The organism is Caldibacillus sp. 210928-DFI.2.18, from assembly GCF_020554505.1.
In the GTDB taxonomy this organism is placed as follows: Bacteria; Bacillota; Bacilli; order Bacillales; family Caldibacillaceae; genus Caldifermentibacillus; species Caldifermentibacillus hisashii.
On record NZ_JAJCHL010000027.1, the window covers coordinates 1 to 19829 of the forward strand.

The window sequence follows — 19829 nt, forward strand, 5'->3', positions numbered from 1 at the left end:
AATAACCAAAAGTTGTCTGTATTCATGTTTGCTCAATAAGGATAATGAACTTTCCAATGTCAACTGTTGGACGATTTCAAGATTTCTTTTTACATATCTTAATTGTTTACCGACAGCTTTGCGCATCTTTTTTGAACAGATATTTCGTTGCTTTGCGATCGATAGGTATTCTTTTCGTGCTCGATTCCGATAGGTCCGTGGCTTTTTTCGGGTTCCTTTCAATGGTTTATGCAAAACATCAATGATATGCTCTAGTTTTTCACGTGCCTCGTTCAATAGTTTAAAATCAGTGGGATAAGAAATATCAGCCGGTGCACAAGTTGCATCAAGAATCAGTTTTCCTCGATTTTCTTTTGTATCGAAATCATTGTTATCTGTCTGGGTCTTATTGATAGAAGAATCGTTACCTTCGTCATTGTCTTGATCGTCCGTTTGAATTTGTTCTTCCATGACGATCCATTCATTGACTTCATTAATAATATCCGGACCGAGTCGTTTTCGAAAACGGGTCATTAACGAATGATGAAACGGAGCTTTTTCTTGGAATGAAGGAAGCCCTATGAAGTATTGAAGATATGGATTTTCCATAATCTGATTAACGGTTTCTCGGTCACTCAATCCTAAACGTTGTTGAATGATGAGGGAGCCAAGTGCAACTCTAACAGAAAGTGCTTGTTCACCTTTCATAGAGTTCTTAAAGCTCTTGGCGTACTTTTCTTCCGCTTTCCACCAAGGAATGATTTCGGCTAAACGGACCCAACGATTATCTTTATTCAACCTTCCACCAAATGGGAGAAAGAAATCATCGACAAATGTTAGTTGATTTTGGCTTTTTTGAAACATCTTAATAACCTCCAAGTGCAAGGTTTTTGCAAATTTCTTAGTAAAATCCTTACACTTTATATTCGACAAAAAGCTCATAAATCCTTCTCCTATTTGGTTTTTTTGTTTGTTCAGCAACCCCTACTTATATCCGTATATTGCGTCTCATTAATAGTTACAGATGCAACCCGGTAGTCAGCATCCGGTGTCATTGTCAAAATAGCCGTTCCACCGTGCTGGACGGTACCTTTATCTAAGTGAGCCGTACCGTTTTCTGTTGGTTCTGCACGGACCGAATATTCATTAATTGCGAAGAACACTTCTACGGAGCAATCCTTTGTCACATTTCGAAATGTATATTGGTAACTGTTATCCGCTTGTTTTTTTAGATTTTCATCCCTTTCCAGATCAATTTCTGCACCATCGATTCGAACACCCGCCAAGTGATAACCGGCGGCAGGAACCATAAGGAAGGAAAAATCCGCTCCTTGCTGAACTTGTCTAACTTGCCCGCCATCGGAAATAATATCGATATCTCCGTCTTTTACTTTCCCTTCTCCATTAACAGCGAAAGAAATGGTATGGGTTGTTACAGCAAATATAACCGTAATGATAGTATCCTCTGTTATTTTTTCAATTCTTTTGGAAAATCTTTTTTTATCGGTTATTGTCTGGTTTTCGTCTCCAATTGTGACTGATTGAATATCATACCCGTCTTTTGCCGTAATTGATACCTCGACCGATTGTCCTGCTAATACAGATAATGTTCCGTTGTCTGTTAACTTAGTTCCATTTATGATGACTTCACCATTATTCTCGTTTGTATCAACAGTAACGTCAAACTCTTGAGGAGAAACCTCTTTTTCGATAAAAGCTACTTCAATGGTTGTATTCGTCTTGATATTTTGGACGGTTTTTGTAAACTTACTTCCATCGGTAATTTCTTGATTTTCACCGCCAATGGAGATAGATTGAATTTTATATCCATCATCCGGGGTAACATCTATATCTATCGATTCTCCCGCTGTAACCTCAAGTGTTTCACCGTCCTTATAGGGATTCCCATTCAATCTTACTTCCCCATAATCGTGATTTATTTCGACGGTCATTTGAACCTGGGCTTGTCCTTCTACATCCTGCAATGATTGTGCCGGTTCTGTCGTATTGGCAAATGTAATCACGCTGATTGGCATGTTACTAAAAACTAACATAATTGCCAGAATCATTGATACGAAACGAATCGTCTTTGATCCTTTCTTTTTGTGCATTTCTCTCCCCCCAAAAACACTTTATACTTATCTGCTAGATCTTCTAAAACTGAATTATTTTAAATGGTCTCATCCGTATGGGTTACTTTCATATCTTTTATCATTTTAAAATCTTTAACTTGCTTAATCGTAGGCTCTTGATATGGTAATTCTTCTGTTTGGTCCAGAACTGTTGTTTCATCGGCGGCCACTGTTACATCCTCATTCAACACCTCAGTCCTGTCATCAAATAACAATTCAGTTTCTTCTGTTAACAGCATTGTTTCTTGATAAGCTGTTGTCTCATCATTCAATACAACGGTAGCCAATGATGAATCTTCCGGTTGATTTACCATCGTCTCTCGGGTAAGTTTATCTGAGTTTTTAACAGGTTCCGTTAATTTCCCCCTTTCTATATTAAAAACATCCGGTTTGTACAGTTTTATACCTGTAGATGAATTCCTTTTGCGTATTTCTTAAATTTGTTGTGCCGCTGTTCTGCCTGAAAGATCTCCAATGACTGCAAGTATTTTTAATTTAAAAAAACATAATAATGGCAATGATAAAAAGTAAACCTGCCAGAGAATAACCTACAACAGAAACAATGTCCTTCTTCAACAAATTGGTTAATCATATTCTTTCCAACTCGATTTTTAGTATAAATAATTCTATGCAATATTTTTTTGCAGTTAATACCCGTTTTTTATATCAATTTCTCTATTAATTGGTCGCATGATAGCATGGAATACCTATTCTACCTAACAATTCCACGCAACCTATAAAATTTATATTGATTTAGTGGTCATATTAGAAACTAAACTGCCTCAACAAAAATTATATTTTTTTAATAATAAAAGACCTTGGTGTATTTCAATTCACCAAGGCCTAGAAATAAATAACGGATTAACTTTATAATAAATTGTTTTGGGATTGATTTATCCGATCAATATGTCCTCTTTGGGATATCTAATTGGACTCTTGTCAGGCTGTGCAAATGAAAAAGCCAAAGTTAATGGTCCTAATTTCCCTACAAACATAACAAAAGTTATTACTATTTTACCTATCTCTGTTAAGTCACCCGTTAAGCCCATCGATAATCCAACGGTTCCGAAAGCCGATACTGTTTCAAATAAAACCATTATGAATGAAGCATCCTCTGTAATATTAAGAATTAGCGCGGCAAAAATTACAACTGTTAGGCCAATAATGGCAATTGCAAGGGAACGGACAACAATTCGGTCGGTTATAGTTCTTCTAAAAACAACAACCTCTGATTTTCCCTTGAGAAAAGTAAAGACAGATAGGAGCATCGCCAAGAAAGTAGTTAATTTTATACCACCACCAGTCGAGGCACTTCCTGCCCCCACAAACATTAAGAGCATCATAAAAAACAATGTTGCGTCATCAAGACTACCAATATCTACCGTATTAAATCCTGCCGTTCGTGGGACAACTCCTTGAAAGTAGGCTGCCCAAAGTTTATCGGATATGGATAACTTTCCAAGTGTTTCTGGATTACTGTATTCCATAATAAAAACAAATAACACCGCAACAACATTAAATATCAAAGTACCGATAAGCATGAGTTTTGAGTGGGTTGACAATTTAGAAAATTCCTTCTTATTCCACAGGTCGAAAATTACTGTGAAACCAAGTCCTCCGAAAATAAATAAAAAGGTTATAACTATATTTACAATAGGATCACCAACATATCGTGATAAACTATCTGGCCAAATCGAAAATCCCGCATTGTTAAATGCTGAAATAGAATGGAAAATGGCAGCATAAAGTCCTTGTTTCCACCCCATATCAGGAAGCCAACGTAAGAATAAAAATAAAGCAGCGATTGTTTCAGTTATAATCGAGAAATAAAATAACCTTTTAACTAGGTAAACTACACCACCAAAATTCGTTTGATTAAGTGCTTGTTGAACTAGTAATCGTTCTTTAAGTCCTATTTTCTTACCCAACATAATAAAAATGAGAACCGCAAATGTCATAATACCAAGCCCACCAACTTGGATTAAACATAAAATAACGATTTCACCAAATAAGGTGAAAGCCTGTCCGGTATCTACAACAATAAGACCAGTCACGGTCATTGCTGAGGTTGAGGTAAATAACGCATCCAACCATGTTATCCCATTTGTAGTTGCAACGGGTAACTTTAATAGTATAGTTCCTAAAATTACAAATCCTAGAAAGATTAATAATAATAATCTAGGTGGGCTTAAATTAACTATATGTCTTTTAGGCAACATTGATTAAACACCTTCTTCTTCAAAACGGTCTAAATCATTATTTTGTCCAATTAGTACTAAGACATCGCCCTTTAAGACAACTTCTTCTGCAGAAGGTGAAACTTTAATATCCTTACCACTTCTGATTGCTATAATTGTACACCCAAATTTTGCCCTTGTATCTAATTGGGTGAGGGATCTATTTGCAACTTTATCAGTTGCAACTACCTCTATAATACTGTGTTCATCAGATAGTTCTATGTAGTCCAAAACCTTCTCGGATACAATAAGATGAGCAACTCGTTTTGCCATATCACGTTCAGGATGAATAATTCGGTCAGCACCGATTTTTTCAAGGACTTTATGGTGGTACTCAAACATTCTTAATACCCATTTCTTTTAACAAAAGTGTGGTTAAAATGCTACCTTGTAAATTGTCCCCATATGAGACTAAAACAAAATCAAAATTCCGGATACCTATTGCTTCAAGTGAAATTTCATCTGTAGCATTTGTTTGTACGGCATGCGTAGCAAACTCGGTAAATTCATTCACTTTATCAATGTCATTATCTACGGCTAACACCTCTACACCCAAATCATGAAACTCTTTAACAAGACTTCCCCCAAAGCTTCCCAGACCTAAAACAGCAAATTGTTTACTTTTTGACACTTTCATTATGTTTCCCCTTCCTGAAGGAAACCAGAAAAAGACCATTCCAAAGAAGAATGGTCTTTTTCAAAGTACCCTTCTCTCAAAATCGCTTACGAGGTTAACTGTCGGATTAGGAATTGAGAGTATCCCTTCTTAACTTTATTATGTTAAGATTCACCCCTAGATAAACATAGGTTTATCAATAATTGGTTCCCCCGTTCATTCAATGATTCAGCGTATATAAAATTATATATCTAAAGATACTCCTAGAAATATATTGTGTCAAGGTATATTGACTATTTATGATTTATACGGTTAATAATGAATTTTGAGAGGGTGATATTGGTATGTTAATCACAAGTCAACAGCAAACGTTTAAAAATTTTCTTTTTATAGGCTGGAACGGGCGGACAAAAATGGTAATTGAAATCCTAAGTGGTTTGTTTGAAGGTATAGATATTACTTTAATCGATGAAACTCTTGAAAATACTCCCTTTGAGAATGAAAATATAAAATTTATCAAAGGAGTCCCAATGTATGATGGGACTCTTCTAGAGGCAAATATAGAAAATAAAGACGTAGTAATAATAACGGCTGACCAATACCAAAACGAACAAAATGCAGACAAGAAATCAATTATTTCCTTACTGTCCATAAAAGGAATGAAGCCTTCTGTTTACACCATTGTGGAGATTCAAACTTCTGAACAAGTGAATAATGCTAAAAGAGCAGGTGCAAACGAAATTATCAGGTCAAGTAAGATAGCAAGTGATTAGCTATGAGGAGTAAATTTATCAATTTTCGGTAGTATTATGCAATTACGACTTATCCACAGTTGGTAAAATTTTCCAGTTAAATTTATTTACAAAAAGGGGCAAAAAGAACCAATTTTGCTTATTTTTTCAAAAAATGTGGATAACTTATTTTTGTTTGTTGTGGATCCATTGAAACTTTGCTTCAATGGATTTTTTTAAGTATACTAATATTTATTCATAATGCTTCAGTTAAAAGATAGGAACTTTGGAGCGGGACTATGTTATAACACCAACTTGTTTAACCACTCTTTATCAAGCGCAACTTCAACTTTCTGCTTTACCACTATTTGTGGTACGGTTCACCGCGGTAATTTAAGAGGCAAAAAATTAGCACTGGGAACCACAATTCTCAGTGCTTTTTTATATACCTAAGAATTAGAAGAAGTAGGTTGCATTCCAACTACACTACTATCTATCAATTTCAAGGTTTAACAATAATTAGTTCATCTGGATCAATACCATCTTTTACGTATAATTCAGGAGTATCTTCTTCTCGAATACCCTCTAGCATTAATGCTGCTTTTCCTTGCTCAAATGCTTTTTTTACTGATAGACCGAATCCAATGGCCGAATAAAATTGGGCTGCAAAAACTCTAGCTGCATCATCACCGATAGATGTAGTCATACCTATAGCAGCATCTACATGTTTTATTACTGCCTGTGCTTGACCATACGAAAAACAGGTATTAAAAAATACTAGTTTAATATTGTCAGACGTACTCATCATAGTTTGAACTATAGCATCTTTGGAAACCAATTTTGCATTTCCCTGATTATCTTGGAAAACAATTTCATCATTTTCAGAACCATGCCCACTAAAATGAATTACAGTTGGCTCTTCCTCATTAATAGCCTGTATAACGTCATATGTTCTTGTTGCCCATCGAGTTTTAAATAAAACCGAATCCCTATGTTCTGATTTTCTTATCATTTCTTGTATTTCTCTGGCCTCTTCATCTAATCTTAATTGGGGTGCATTTAATGGATTAGAAGCCATGAATAATACTGTTATTTTTTCTGGAAGAGTTACCAATTTATCCAATTTTCTACTTACCTCCTCCAAATGTTTCTCATGTTGCGCAATCCTCTTCTTTTCGGCAATATCTCGTTTCTTTTGATCACGTTCGATTTCACGATTCAGTTTCTTTTCTTCTTCAAGAATTTCTTTTTCTTTTTTTGATATCTTTCTATCAATATCTGCTAACTTTTTCTCGATATCTGAAATTTTCTTTTCTTCCCGTTTAATTTCGTTATATTTCATCTTTATAGTAGATGCGGATTTTGTTCTTTCTATAGCTTTTTGAGCTGACATAATTTTTTTCCTATGTGTAGGAATTTTTTTAGATTCGTTTGCTTTTTGTGTTCGTAATCTATTTAGCTCTTCTTTTTTTCTCTTAATTGTTCTTCTATGCATTTCAATTAGAGACATTTCGCCATAACCCCCTATACATGTTTCTTAGATTAAGCAACACTTTGTTCTCTTTATTAGAAAAAGACAGTTCCCATTTAACTTAATAGGAACTGCCTTCTGTTGTTATATCTAGTTGTTTTATCTGGGTAGCCCAATACATTATTTATATCTCTTTTCTTTTTTCTCAAACTAAGATTGAATAGTAAAGAATTCGAAATAGAATTAGTTAAGAAAAGATTTTCTTAAACTTCATATTCACCTTTAGACTCCGCAGCCTGCAGCGTATTCCAATCTCTTACTTCAGTATGCTCCGCCATTAACTCGGCTTGTCGCATAACTGTGTCTAAAGCTTTTTTCGCTTGTTCTGGTGGATAATCATACTTCTTCAATAGTCGCTTAATAATTCTCCTCATTCCTGCACGGGCGCTTTTTCGGACATGCCAGTCAATGGTCATGTTCCGTCTAATTGCTTGAGTCAGTTCATTGGCGATTTTACGTAAGACTTCATCTTCCATTAACTCTTTAACTATAGACTCAGATGTTAAAGCATCGTAAAAGGCAATTTCATCTTCATTTAATCCTAGATCTTTTTCTTCTTCTCCTTCTTTTTTCATGTCCTTTGCCATTTGAATTAGTTCTTCGATTACTTCGGCGTTTGTAATGGCTTGGTTTTTATATTTGTTCAGCGACTGTTTCAGTTTTTTCGAGTATTTTTGGGATTTGACAAGGTTGCGTCTTTCCATTGTTTTGATGTTGCCTTCAAGTAATTTTTTTAGCATTTCAACCGCCAAATTTTTATACTCATATGAACGTACTTCTTCGAGAAATTCTTCCGATAATATAGATACATCAGGATGTTTCAATCCCATCACTTCAAATACATCAACTACTTCTTCTGAAATAATGGAACGTTCGAGTAATTGATTAACGCGGGCTTCGATTTCTTTTTTCGTCTTCCGCTTCGGCTGTTTTTCTTGAAGTTTATTTAGGCTTGCCTTAACCGCTTTAAAATAACTGACTTCAAGGGCTGCTGCTTTTCCTTCATCTGTCGCTGCACAAAGTGAATGCGCCTTCGCTAGCTCGGTTGCCGTCTTTTTGAATTCTTTTTGTTCTTTTTCACTCTTACCAAAAATGACATTCATTCCGCCAGTGATGGCTCGAATACGGCCTGCTTGAGATGAACCCATATAAGCAGAGTAATCAAACCCATGCATCATATCTTGCAAAATTTCGAGTTTCTCTTTCATCACAGCAATTGCAGCCGATGTATCGATACCCGTTGTTTTCTTATCACTTTCGGTATATTGATTTAAAGCTTTCTTTAAGCTTTCTAAAATCCCAATATAATCGACAACTACTCCACCTGATTTATCTTTAAATACACGGTTTACCCGTGCGATTGCCTGCATGAGGTTATGACCCTTCATCGGTTTATCGATGTACATCGTATGCATGGAAGGTACGTCAAATCCAGTCAGCCACATATCACGTACAATGACGATTTTTAGTTCATCATTATTATCTTTCATTCTTTTTGCCAATAAATCCCGTCGTTTTTTTCCACCAATATGCGGCTGTAAGAAATCATCATCCCCAGCACTGCCTGTCATGACGACTTTAATTTTACCTTTATCGTCATCATCGGAATGCCAATCTGGACGTAATTTGACAATTTCGTTATAAAGTGCGACACAAATACGGCGACTCATACAAACAATCATTGCTTTTCCGTCAATTGCTTTTGCCTTTTCTTCGTAATGATGAACAATATCTTTGGCTAATTGTTTGATCCGGTTAGGTGAACCGACGATGGCTTCGAGCCTCGACCATTTGGACTTGTATTTTTCACGTACTGGTTCTTCCTGATCTTCGGTAATCTCTTCAAATTCTTCATCGATCTTAGCTAATTCTTCTTCATTGGCTTCCAAGCGGATAATACGGTTTTCATAATAAATTTTAACCGTTGCTTTATCTTCAACTGCTCGCGTCATATCATAAATGTCAATATAATTACCGAAAACAGCGGGCGTTGACTTATCTTCCAGCTCAATCGGTGTTCCTGTAAAACCGATAAAGGAAGCATTCGGAAGTGCATCACGAAGATATTTTGCATATCCATATTTCACTTCGCCTGTTTTCGTATCTGTCTTTGCAGAAAAACCATATTGACTGCGATGAGCTTCATCCGCAATAACAATCACATTTTTACGATCGGTTAAAACCGGCATTTCGCCTTCTTCCGGTTTGAACTTTTGAATCGTTGTAAAAATAATACCGCCTGATTCCCGGTCATTTAGAAGATCATATAATCCGTTTATCTCTTTGGATTTTTCGTTGGCTTGTTGTTTTTTCTGTTCCTCACTCAATTTGCGGACATCTGCTTGTTTCGGTGTTTGTCTTAAAATATCCTTTGATTTAGAAAATGTCGAAAATAACTGGTCATCTAGATCGTTGCGGTCAGTAATCACCACAATGGTTGGATTATTTAGCTGCTTGACAAGCTGTGCTGTATAAAAAACCATTGAAAAACTTTTCCCAGAACCTTGTGTATGCCATATAACACCGATTTTACGGTCTCCGTTCTCACTGGTCGCTATTTTTGTCTTTTCCACTGCTTTTTTTACCGCAAAATATTGGTGATAGGCAGCGAGAATTTTGGCAATCGTTTTTCTTTCGCCGATTTTCTTCCCATTTTCATCCCGTTCTTCTTCTTTGGATTCCTGAAAGAGAATAAAGTTTTCAATAATATCAATAAGCCGGTTTTTTGCCAGCATTCCTCTTAACAACACTTCATATTGCGGCACTTCAAGCGGTTCAATGTTTTCCCCATCCACCGTCCGCCAATTCATAAAACGTTCTTGACTTGCGGTAATCGTTCCCGCTTTCGCATTAATTCCATCGGATAAAATACAAAACGCATTGTAGTAAAATAAAGATGGAATATCTCGTTTATAGGTTTGAATCTGTGCATAGGCATTATCGATACTAACGTTTTCATCGGTTGCTGATTTTAATTCGATAACGACAAAATGAATACCGTTAATGAAAAGGACTAAGTCTGGACGACGTTCTTCTTTTTCAACGACCGTAAACTGATTTACTACCAAAAAATCATTATTAGCTGGTTCTTCAAAATCAATCAAGAATGCCTTCATCGAACGGCTATGACCATCTTGATGAAACGACACATCAATGCCTTCCGTGATTAATTTGTGAAAATGACGGTTGTTTTCTTCTAAGCTTGGACTATTAAAAGCTATAATTTGCCGAAATGCTTCTTCTATTGCTTCCTGTGGCAAATGGCGATTATGTTTAAACAAAGCATCTTTTACACGGTCTTCTAAAATAACGGTACGATAATCTTTTCGTTCTGGTCTTTCCCCATCACAACTAATGTCCGGACCAAAGACATAGTCATAGCCAAGTTCCTGAAGAATTTCTATAGCTGCTTCTTCCAGCTTATCTTCCGTAAAATTTTCAAAAAAACTCATTCTCCTCTCCCCTTTCGAAACGGGATATGACATTGATTCTTTAATTTTTTTCTGATAACACTTCATCATCCAACGGGACACGGATTTCTCCGGACATTAGTTTTGGAAGAAGGGTGTCTCGAAGTTTCTCTAAAACGGCATTTTCTCTCTTTAAGTTTTCTTTTTGATTTAAAATGGATTTTGTAATTTTATGATATCTTCTAAGAATATTAATGTCAGGAATAACCAGCTTGTAATCCTCTAAATCATTTTTAGAAACATTTAAATATACACTTCCACTTGCTGTATACTGAAAATTGCTAAATGCAATATTTAGAATTTCATATAAAAATTCTTTATACATATTATCAAATGCCCTAGCTATTCCCGAACCACGTCCAATAGCGTATCTATCATCCAACTCTGTTACTAAACCGATTGTTGCTCGTACACCAAATACAAAGTCACCTTTTTCTCCTACTTTTTTAGGATCAGATGTATATTTACTAGGACTTAAATTTTTATTTTGAAAGTCTGTAGCACCATTCAATAATGGTAATCCTATTTTATCTGTGTTATAAGTATCACTTTTTGGAGATTGCCCCATAATTATTTCTGCAATACTTGATAACTTATCTACTTTCCACCCTTTAGGTATTTCTCCCAACTCACTTTCAACCATTTCGCCGCCACTTGATTTGTAAGGCTCGCCATTTTCATTCGGAAACTCAAAGTCAACAAACCAATGTTTAAACAATGCTTGTGCCATTTCTTCTAACTTTTTATTAATTTTGTTGTTGGTTTCAATCTTTTCATCTAAGGTGGAAAGGATATTTGCTATGGCTTTTTGCTCTTTTATATTTGGAATTTTAGCTGTTAATACGTCAAATGTATTTCTTGTTATTGTGTCAAATACAGAACCATGTATATTTTGCTTTATTTCACGAATCTTATATTTTAATAAATAATAAATAAAGTCATTAGATGTAATTTTTTTAGCTTTTAAACCATAACACGATTGATTGAAAGCCATGGGTCTTCCTAATTGTGCTAATGCTCCTACAGTACCCCTTGCCGAAATGATTAAATCTCCTTCTTCTAATAAATTGGTAGAACTATTCTTTAAACCTTCTTTTGTTATTGTTTTTTCTGTATAATAAATTTTTCTATTATCAGAATTAAAATCTTTTACAGATAGCCATGGTATATCTCCATTCCAATACTTTTCCACATTTGTTTTTGGAGTTCCTCCACCAATTATCTCTACTAATTCAGAAAACCTATACTCTTTCCATTCATTAGATTCCATACCCAATCCCCCCTAGATTCTTTCTAATCTCTTCTTCCAATCGGTGGGATTTTTCAAATAGTTCTCTTAATTCACTGGTGAGGGTTTCCATTTTTTCTTCAAATGGTATACCATCATCCTCGACATCACTTATTCCAACATAGCGCCCGGGAGTTAATACATAGTCATTTTGACGGACATCTTCTAAAGTCGCTGATTTACAGAATCCCTTGATGTCTTCATATTTCCCATCTGGTTTACGCCAGTTTCGGTATGTTCCTGCAATTTTTTGAATATCTTCTTCCGTTAATTCACGCAGGCGACGGTCAACCATTTGACCCATGTTTCGTGCATCGATAAATAGAATTTCATGCTCACGGCTTCGATATTTAGGATGATTTTTCTTATTACGGTTTAAAATCCATAAACAAACTGGAATACCTGTTGAATAGAATAATTTGTCAGGCAAAGCAACAATGGCATCGACTAAATCCGCTTCGAGTATGTTTTTACGGATTTCCCCTTCATTCGATGTATTGGAACTTAACGAACCATTGGCTAATACAATACCAGCAGCGCCATTTGGTGCTAGGTGATAGATTATATGCTGTAACCATGCATAGTTGGCATTGCTCGCTGGTGGTGTACCGAATTTCCAACGAACATCATCAACTAATTCATTTCCGCCCCAGTCACTCACATTGAATGGAGGATTAGCAAGGATGAAATCTGCTTTCAGCGTTTTATGTAAATCATTATGGAACGTATCCGCATGGTGTTCACCGATATTCCCCTCAATTCCACGGATAGCAAGATTCATTTTACAAAGCTTCCAAGTCGTTGAATTGAGTTCCTGACCATAAATAGAGAGATTATCAATTTTTCCTTGATGGCGTTCAACAAACTTTTCGCTTTGAACAAACATGCCGCCGCTACCACAACAAGGGTCATAAATCCGCCCTTCATACGGTTCAATCATTTCAACCAATGTTTTGACAACACTTTGTGGCGTATAGAACTCGCCACCGCCTTTTCCTTCTGCACTGGCAAACTTACCTAAAAAATATTCATAAACACGACCAAGTAAGTCTTTTTCTTGTTTGCTGTACAATTTAATGGTTGAAATGAGGTCTATCAGTTCTCCTAATCGGCGTTTATCAATCTCAGGGCGGGCATAACGTTTATCTAACACACCTCTGAGTGACGGGTTTTCTTTTTCAATTTCAATCATCGCTTCATCAATATATTGACCGATTTTCGGGTCTTTCGCACGGTCTTTAATGAAGCTCCAACGTGACTGTTTCGGTACCCAGAAAATATTTTCTGCTGTATATTCATCGCGGTCTTCTTCAAAACCTTCTCCTTCTTCAACTAATTCGTTATACTTCATTTCAAACTTATCAGAAATGTATTTTAAGAAAATCAATCCTAAGACTACGTGTTTATATTCGGATGCATCCATGCTTCCACGTAATTTGTCAGCCGCTTTCCAAAGTGTTTCCTCAAAACCAATCTTTGCTGTGTCCATCATCGCATCTCCTTTTAAATCTAGTAATTATAATCATCTAATACCTCAAATAATTCACTTTCAAATTCATCTTGTTCAGGACCTGTTGACACCCAATCTGGTAACACTTCTAAATAATGTGCTAAAGCTTCTATTGTTTTATGGAAAACCGGTTCATGCTGTGCTTTATCTAAAAGTTCAAGAACCAATTTAAATGTGTCTAAATAAGGTTGATGTTCAGCACGATTAAGCATGTTCCGAAATTTTTCAATTAGCTTGGCTTTTTCAATATCGTGTTCTATTTGATTCAATTCCTCTTTGTCATAAACCGGCACTTCAACAAGATCATTTTCTTCCCCAATGAGGAACTGTTCTTCATATTTCGTGATAATAGGCTGTAAATCCCGTTTTAATTTTTCTTTTTGAATCTCCAGTTTATCCAAATCAGTTAATTCTTTCGAAAAGTATTTAGCGTCTATGCAAAAAATTTGTTCCAACGTAGGTAAATGTTTTTTGGAGATCTTTTGTTTTTTTTATCCAAAGATTAATATTTTGCTTTTTAATTCCAAGCTTTTCGGCCAGTTCAATTTGCTGCATACCATAAAGTTCAAGGATGTATTCTAATCCTATCAATTGATCACCTACCAAAATATTGTCCGAGTCAATATAGTTATATTGTAGTAGGTAAATAGTTTCCAGTCAATCAAACATTTACTATTATTGTGTTTTAGGGGGCAAAACTGAGATGACAATACGATTTTGTTAAAAACGGCCGCATAAATAGATGTGTTATAAGAAAAAATAAATTAGAAACATAAAAGGAACGCATAAAAAATAAACATATACTTCCAATTAGGATATAATATAATTACTTTTGTATTAGTAACTATTTTAAATCTGCATAGAAAAAACAGGAAATTGAACTGACTTTTACACCAATTTTTTTAAGTACAAATTTGATTACGAAAAAAATTACTCAGTCAATTAAATATAAATTGACTGCAAATTTTTTATACTAACGAATATAAGATAAAGCTATCAATTTTACTCGGAGCGGTTACAAAGCTCTTGTAATCACAGATATAAATTCAATTTTTTGGAAACTCATGAGTTGTAATTTATAAAATATGTTGCTAAATATTTTAAGGATAACAGTTATAAAAGGGTGTATTCCACAATTGAAAAGTGAGTCACTTCGCAATCGAAAAATTGAGCCGTTTTTTTGGACAGGTTATCGGTTGCGATATACAAAAAGGGAATTTTTAAATATCATAAATAAAAGTGATGCGTTTACAAAGTAACAAATTACTACATGTTTCGCTGAAATAGTAATATAAACAAATTAAAAGACCATTCCAAAATGGAATGGCCTTAAACCCCAATCTTAATGATTGGGCCTCTCTGATTGCGACATGGCAATCTAAACATGTTATATTATATGCTTAAACGATTGTATTATGTGCTTAAATTAGATAGAGGACTAAAAAGCCCCCAAACAGTAACCTATAAAATATAGTCTCTCTGACTGCGACGAGGCAATCTAAACATAAAATATTTTCTAATTAAAGAATATCATTAATTATTCATATTGACAAGTGATAACCAGTCAATTTTTTTGGGGAAAAGTTGATTATTTTCGTTATAAAATTTAAAATCCCATTGCAAATAATAAACGATTTCTCATAAGATCCAAATCTTTCACGTCAATATTCCCTAAATGCTCACCAATTCTTACTTTATCTACCGTTTTAATATCTTCGAACTTAACGCATGAATCTTCGTTTAAAAAGGGATATTTGGATTTAAGGAGTATGTAATGATTTTTATATTTTGGTGTTTTCACTCCTTTCACAAGATTATATTTGAATTTAGTTGTTAATGGAATCAAAACAACAGTATCTCCACTGTTTAATTGATTCCTACTAATAATTAAGCAAGGCCGTCTTTTATTCTTTTCCCCTCCTAAATTGCCCTCTCCTAGTTCAACGTTAAATACCCCACCTCTATATATTGTAGGTACTGTTCTATTCCGTTTTTGATAATCTTTTAATTCAATTAATTCAATTGCTCTCGCAAGCCAATGACCTGCATTTCGAATATTTTTTTCTTTGGTCCAACTCATTTTTCTCCTCCTCTAATCTTATTATATTCCTTAAAAGAGGAGTAAGAAAATACGTTAATAGTATTTATTCCAATTTTATTACTAATCTATACTTAAGTTCACTTTCTAGTTTATACGTTCTAAAATTTTCAAATTCCCCATTAACTGTGACTTCATCAATTTCTCCCCCTTCGTTTATTTCCAATTTAGTAAAAAAACATGAATATGTTAATTTTGGTGTTTCAGTTTGATTTTTATATTTGAAATCCTTTACTTCCATTTCTCCTCTTTAAAAATTCATTGTAAAATCATTTTGAAGGAGGTTAAGAGATGGAAATTAAAAAAGTAGCCATATATGCCCGTGTTAGTACAGAAGAGCAGGCTAAAGAAGGGTACAGTATAACCGCTCAACTTCAAACACATCGACAATATGCTCAACTTTACAACTGGGAAGTTGTTGAAGAATATGTAGACGAGGGGATTAGTGGAAAATCGATAAAGGGTCGGCCAGCAATGAAAAGGCTTATTGATGATGTGGAAATCAACAAATTTGATGCCGTTCTAGTATGGAAAATATCCCGGCTTTCAAGAAATATGTTGGATACTCTAGTCATTTTGGATAAGTTTGAAAAATACGATGTAAAATTTATATCTTACTCGGAAAACTTTGATACTGGAAACCCTATCGGCCGTTTAGTACTGCAAATAATGGCTTCTATTGCGGAAATGGAAAGAAATACGTTATCGGAAAATGTAAAACTTGGTATGAAACAAAGGGCATTAGAGGGACAATGGAATGGTGGTTCTGTATTTGGTTACGATACTGTTGAAAAACAACTTGTCATCAATCATAAAGAAGCAGAGATCGTAAAAATGATCTTTGAAATGTATGCAGGCGGAAAGGGGTTAAAGGCAATTGCAAACTACTTAAATAAATTAGGATATCGAACGAAAAAAGGCCGTTATTTTTCTATAAATGGGATTGCAACAATCTTAGACAATGTCATCTATAATGGTAAAATCAGCTGGTTAAAGGTTGAAAATTGGGACACTAAGAGAAGAAAAGGAAAGAATCCTGACCCTATCATTGTTGAGGGGCAGCATGAAGCCATCATTTCAGATGAATTATGGAGTTTAGTTCAAGCAAGAAGAAAAAGCAAATCATTTAAACAGCGCCAATCGAATGAACCTTTTTTACTTAGCAGTCTTTTGCGTTGCCCTGATTGCGGTCAAGGAATGGTCCCTTCCATTACGACATATACAAGAAAGGATGGGACGAAACGAAAACATCGATATTATGTGTGTAGTAATTTCCATAATAAAGGATCTGCAGCATGTAAAGCGAATTCCATAAAAGCGTATGAAGCAGAGGACGAGGTTATTAATAGAATTGAAAAACTCGTTACCAATAAGCAAAAGCTATATAAAACATTAAAAGAAATAAATTCAAGTTCTGCTAGTTCTCTAAACAAACTGAATAAAGAACTAGAACAGATTGAAAACCGCTTGTTGGAAATCCAGCAATTGCAAGACAAATATATGGAAGCTTTTGAAAAGAATACACTCCCGATAGATATCCTACAAGAAAGATTACAAAAGGTTTCCAATGAAAAAAGAGAATTAGAGCAGAAGAAAAATGAGATTGCAGTACATTTGAGTTCTTCTGATTCAAAAGTTATTCAACCGGAGCTTATTGAAATGCTGCTTGAAAAATTTCTATTCGTTTATAAGCAGACATCAAGAGAAAATCAAAAACAATTACTTCAATTATTGATCGATAAAATTACAATTAAACAAACAGGAAAATCAAGAACCATTAAAAACATTGAACTTGAATTGATTTTACAGAAGTCAACATATCTAAAACCTTTATACTTATCCACATGTTGTATCGTGAAGCGGATAATGAATCTGATTATCCACAGCCAATACCCGCTTCCGACAATAAAATTCCACCTTATCTTCAACAATTTTTGCCTCTACTTATGATACGGTTCCCCTCGATTAATCCGGTAAGCCCGGTATATTTGTTCGAGTAAAATCAGCCTCATTAACTGATGTGGAAATGTCATTTTTGAGAAGGAAAGGGCCAGGTCACTTCGGTTTTGCACTTCTTTACTTAGTCCGAGCGAGCCACCGATAATAAATGCTAATTTACTTTTCCCATACGTACCGAGTTCATCGATTTTTGCGGCAAGTTGTTCGGAGTTTAACATTCTGCCACTTATTTCCAGGGTAATAATGTATGTATCTTCACTAAGATGGGAAAGAATTCGTTCCCCTTCCTTCCGCTTCACTTCTTCCATTTCTGCCTCACTTAAATGTTCCGGTGCTTTTTCATCGGCTACCTCAATGATTTCCACTTTGGCATAGGCGGATAATCGTTTTAAATACTCATCAATACCTTGTTTTAAATATTTCTCTTTCAGTTTTCCTACAGTTATAATCGAAATCTTCATTTTAGATGACCTTTCCATTTTATTCTTTAGTATTTTATCAAAAAATAACAAATCAAACGAGGGGCTGCGAATAAAAAAGAACCCTAATAGCTAGGATTCCTTTACAAGTCTGATGCTTCGACGGCCTCGATTAATTTTTTCCACCGTAATTTTTAAAGATTACGGATTTTCCCCGGTGACAAGATTGCCGTCCCGTATCGAGTAATCTGTCCATTTCGCACTTCCTTCAAAATTAGCAGTTTCGGACAACTCCTTCTTTCTGGTGGATAAAAATAGATGGAGAAATCCCCATCTTTTTATACAGATACGTCTGTTTTTTCACGATTTACCGAGGAAAGATCAGGTTTTTGTACAAAGGTCAATAATATAAAACCGATGATAAACAAAATGATGAGACTAAAAATGCCCATCGAAGAACTTCCCGTTATTTGCGTTGTTACACCCATGAGAAACGACCCTGAGACAGCTGCAAATCGGCCAAATATGTTGTAAAAACCGAAAAACTCGTTTGATTTTTCCTCAGGCACCATTTGGGCAAAAAAGGAACGGCTCAATGCTTGAATTCCCCCCTGTGATGTAGCAACCAGCATAGCCAATACCCAAAAATCAAAAGCACTGTCCATAAACATCGCATAAACACATATAAAAGTATAAATAAAAATTCCGACATAAAGCATTATTTTTGTTCCATATTTTTTTGCAAGTGTCCCAAAGAGAATAGCAAACGGTGCTGCAACAACTTGGACGGCTAGCAGGGCAATAATCATATCAGTAGCACTCAAGCCTACATCCGTGCCATAAGCGGTTGACATGGAAATAATCGTATCGACCCCATCGATATAAAAGAAATATGCTAATAAAAATAAGGAAATATTCCGATATTGCTTTATATCTTTAAATGTCTTACCCAGTCTTTTAAAACTATTTACAATAATTTTTGGCTCTCTCTCTACATAATAAATCTGTTTTACATTTTTAATGAGCGGGATGGCAAATCCAATCCACCATACAGCTGTTATGAAAAAGGCAGCTCGGCTTGCTGCTGTCATTGACAAAGGAATAATGCCGGTTTGCGCTAAAATAATAATCCCGATACTGATCACAAAAGGAATACTACTGCCGATGTACCCTAAAGCAAATCCCCGAGATGAAACATCATCCATTTTATCCTTTGTTGTGACATCAACGATAAAAGCGTCATAAAAAATATTTGCCCCCCTGGCACCAATCGCCGTTAATAAATTCATTACCAGTAAAAGCAGCCATTGATCACTTGGTACGAATACGAGACCTACCGTTGACAGCGTCCCCAAAAGAAAGAAAAATACAAAAAACTTTTTCTTAAAACCTCGATAATCTGCAATCGTACCAAGTATCGGAGCCAACATTGCCAAAATAAAAGTGGAAATTGAAATCGTATACCCTAAGAAAGCTGTAGATTGACTTGGGTCAACGCCGGCATTCGTTGCAACCGATTTATAATAAATTGGAAAAATCGCCGTCGTTATGACAACCGAATAAGCCGAAGTTGCCCAATCATACATCATCCAGCTCTTTTCCTTTTTACTGTATTTCGCCATGTTTTCACTCCCTCCCCTTATACCCAATATACCATATTTACCTAAAACGAAATATAATTGTTTTGTAAAATTTTTAAAAGACATAACTTTCCATTACGTCATAAATTCCTATATATACCGGTAATTTTAAAATCATTGGGTTTCCGTTATAATAGGTTAGTATAAAAAGAATGATATTTATTTCCCTTGACTATAACGGAAAATGACATAAGCGTTTTTATATTGAAAGGAGGAACA

At 35.1% G+C, this 19829-nt stretch carries 16 protein-coding genes, 1 pseudogene and 1 riboswitch; of the genes and pseudogenes, 2 read left to right on the forward strand and 15 right to left on the reverse strand.

Annotated features, from left to right (window positions below):
• From LIZ98_RS07720 to LIZ98_RS07740, 5 genes and pseudogenes are all read right to left on the reverse strand, one after another.
• Positions 1–843, reverse strand: an 843-nt coding sequence (locus LIZ98_RS07720) for a transposase (protein WP_227203011.1), incomplete at its 3' end; no start/stop codon positions are given.
• A gap of 110 nt (positions 844–953) precedes the next feature.
• Complete coding sequence (locus tag LIZ98_RS07725) at positions 954–2090, reverse strand: InlB B-repeat-containing protein (RefSeq protein WP_227092091.1); 1137 nt, start codon at positions 2088–2090, stop codon at positions 954–956.
• Positions 2091–2149: 59 nt separating this feature from the next.
• Complete coding sequence (locus tag LIZ98_RS07730) at positions 2150–2425, reverse strand: hypothetical protein (protein ID WP_108899025.1); 276 nt, start codon at positions 2423–2425, stop codon at positions 2150–2152.
• A 579-nt stretch (positions 2426–3004) separates the two neighbouring features.
• Positions 3005–4330, reverse strand: a complete 1326-nt coding sequence (locus LIZ98_RS07735; RefSeq protein ID WP_108899026.1) for a TrkH family potassium uptake protein — start codon at positions 4328–4330, stop codon at positions 3005–3007.
• Between the two features lie 3 nt (positions 4331–4333).
• Positions 4334–4985, reverse strand: a pseudogene (locus LIZ98_RS07740) (potassium channel family protein).
• 68 nt (positions 4986–5053) lie between these two features.
• A riboswitch (cyclic di-AMP (ydaO/yuaA leader) is annotated at positions 5054–5208 on the reverse strand.
• 100 nt (positions 5209–5308) lie between these two features.
• Here LIZ98_RS07740 and LIZ98_RS07745 point away from each other — a divergent pair.
• Positions 5309–5737 (forward strand): NAD-binding protein, encoded by a 429-nt coding sequence (locus tag LIZ98_RS07745; RefSeq protein ID WP_108899028.1) that lies wholly within the window; start codon positions 5309–5311, stop codon positions 5735–5737.
• Between the two features lie 460 nt (positions 5738–6197).
• Here the strand turns inward: LIZ98_RS07745 and LIZ98_RS07750 are convergent, their stop codons facing one another.
• From LIZ98_RS07750 to LIZ98_RS07785, 8 genes are all read right to left on the reverse strand, one after another.
• Entirely contained in the window at positions 6198–7205 is a 1008-nt protein-coding gene (locus tag LIZ98_RS07750) for a CHAT domain-containing protein (protein WP_227139373.1), read from the reverse strand.
• 224 nt (positions 7206–7429) lie between these two features.
• Complete coding sequence (locus tag LIZ98_RS07755; RefSeq protein WP_227139374.1) at positions 7430–10678, reverse strand: type I restriction endonuclease subunit R; 3249 nt, start codon at positions 10676–10678, stop codon at positions 7430–7432.
• Positions 10679–10718: 40 nt separating this feature from the next.
• Positions 10719–11966 (reverse strand): restriction endonuclease subunit S, encoded by a 1248-nt coding sequence (locus LIZ98_RS07760; RefSeq protein ID WP_227139375.1) that lies wholly within the window; start codon positions 11964–11966, stop codon positions 10719–10721.
• Entirely contained in the window at positions 11956–13473 is a 1518-nt protein-coding gene (locus tag LIZ98_RS07765; RefSeq protein WP_227139376.1) for a class I SAM-dependent DNA methyltransferase, read from the reverse strand. The genes LIZ98_RS07760 and LIZ98_RS07765 overlap by 11 nt, the downstream gene beginning before the upstream one ends.
• Before the next feature lie 20 nt (positions 13474–13493).
• Complete coding sequence (locus tag LIZ98_RS07770; protein ID WP_227139377.1) at positions 13494–13895, reverse strand: hypothetical protein; 402 nt, start codon at positions 13893–13895, stop codon at positions 13494–13496.
• A 25-nt stretch (positions 13896–13920) separates the two neighbouring features.
• Positions 13921–14085 (reverse strand): helix-turn-helix domain-containing protein, encoded by a 165-nt coding sequence (locus tag LIZ98_RS07775; RefSeq protein WP_227139378.1) that lies wholly within the window; start codon positions 14083–14085, stop codon positions 13921–13923.
• Positions 14086–15100: 1015 nt separating this feature from the next.
• On the reverse strand, positions 15101–15574 hold the full coding sequence (locus LIZ98_RS07780; protein WP_227139379.1) for a type II toxin-antitoxin system PemK/MazF family toxin: 474 nt from the start codon (positions 15572–15574) through the stop codon (positions 15101–15103).
• Positions 15575–15638: 64 nt separating this feature from the next.
• Complete coding sequence (locus LIZ98_RS07785; protein WP_227139380.1) at positions 15639–15833, reverse strand: hypothetical protein; 195 nt, start codon at positions 15831–15833, stop codon at positions 15639–15641.
• A 50-nt stretch (positions 15834–15883) separates the two neighbouring features.
• Between LIZ98_RS07785 and LIZ98_RS07790 the strand changes: the two genes are divergently transcribed.
• On the forward strand, positions 15884–17542 hold the full coding sequence (locus tag LIZ98_RS07790) for a recombinase family protein (protein ID WP_227139381.1): 1659 nt from the start codon (positions 15884–15886) through the stop codon (positions 17540–17542).
• Here the strand turns inward: LIZ98_RS07790 and rlmH are convergent.
• Both rlmH and LIZ98_RS07800 read right to left on the reverse strand, forming a co-directional pair.
• On the reverse strand, positions 17533–18012 hold the full coding sequence (gene rlmH / locus LIZ98_RS07795) for a 23S rRNA (pseudouridine(1915)-N(3))-methyltransferase RlmH (protein WP_041902372.1): 480 nt from the start codon (positions 18010–18012) through the stop codon (positions 17533–17535). The genes LIZ98_RS07790 and rlmH overlap by 10 nt on opposite strands.
• A gap of 296 nt (positions 18013–18308) precedes the next feature.
• The gene (locus tag LIZ98_RS07800) at positions 18309–19592 is read right to left on the reverse strand and encodes an MFS transporter (protein ID WP_227139382.1); all 1284 of its coding nucleotides are present in this window, start codon (positions 19590–19592) and stop codon (positions 18309–18311) included.
• Positions 19593–19829 lie beyond the last annotated feature (237 nt).

Coding starts and splice junctions, on each gene's coding strand:
- LIZ98_RS07725 (WP_227092091.1), bottom strand. CDS start 2,090: ATGCACAAAAAGAAAGGATCAAAGACGATTCGTTTCGTATCAATGATT.
- LIZ98_RS07730 (WP_108899025.1), bottom strand. CDS start 2,425: ATGGTAAATCAACCGGAAGATTCATCATTGGCTACCGTTGTATTGAAT.
- LIZ98_RS07735 (WP_108899026.1), bottom strand. CDS start 4,330: ATGTTGCCTAAAAGACATATAGTTAATTTAAGCCCACCTAGATTATTA.
- LIZ98_RS07745 (WP_108899028.1), top strand. CDS start 5,309: ATGTTAATCACAAGTCAACAGCAAACGTTTAAAAATTTTCTTTTTATA.
- LIZ98_RS07750 (WP_227139373.1), bottom strand. CDS start 7,205: ATGTCTCTAATTGAAATGCATAGAAGAACAATTAAGAGAAAAAAAGAA.
- LIZ98_RS07755 (WP_227139374.1), bottom strand. CDS start 10,678: ATGAGTTTTTTTGAAAATTTTACGGAAGATAAGCTGGAAGAAGCAGCT.
- LIZ98_RS07760 (WP_227139375.1), bottom strand. CDS start 11,966: ATGGAATCTAATGAATGGAAAGAGTATAGGTTTTCTGAATTAGTAGAG.
- LIZ98_RS07765 (WP_227139376.1), bottom strand. CDS start 13,473: ATGGACACAGCAAAGATTGGTTTTGAGGAAACACTTTGGAAAGCGGCT.
- LIZ98_RS07780 (WP_227139379.1), bottom strand. CDS start 15,574: ATGAGTTGGACCAAAGAAAAAAATATTCGAAATGCAGGTCATTGGCTT.
- LIZ98_RS07785 (WP_227139380.1), bottom strand. CDS start 15,833: ATGGAAGTAAAGGATTTCAAATATAAAAATCAAACTGAAACACCAAAA.
- LIZ98_RS07790 (WP_227139381.1), top strand. CDS start 15,884: ATGGAAATTAAAAAAGTAGCCATATATGCCCGTGTTAGTACAGAAGAG.
- rlmH (WP_041902372.1), bottom strand. CDS start 18,012: ATGAAGATTTCGATTATAACTGTAGGAAAACTGAAAGAGAAATATTTA.
- LIZ98_RS07800 (WP_227139382.1), bottom strand. CDS start 19,592: ATGGCGAAATACAGTAAAAAGGAAAAGAGCTGGATGATGTATGATTGG.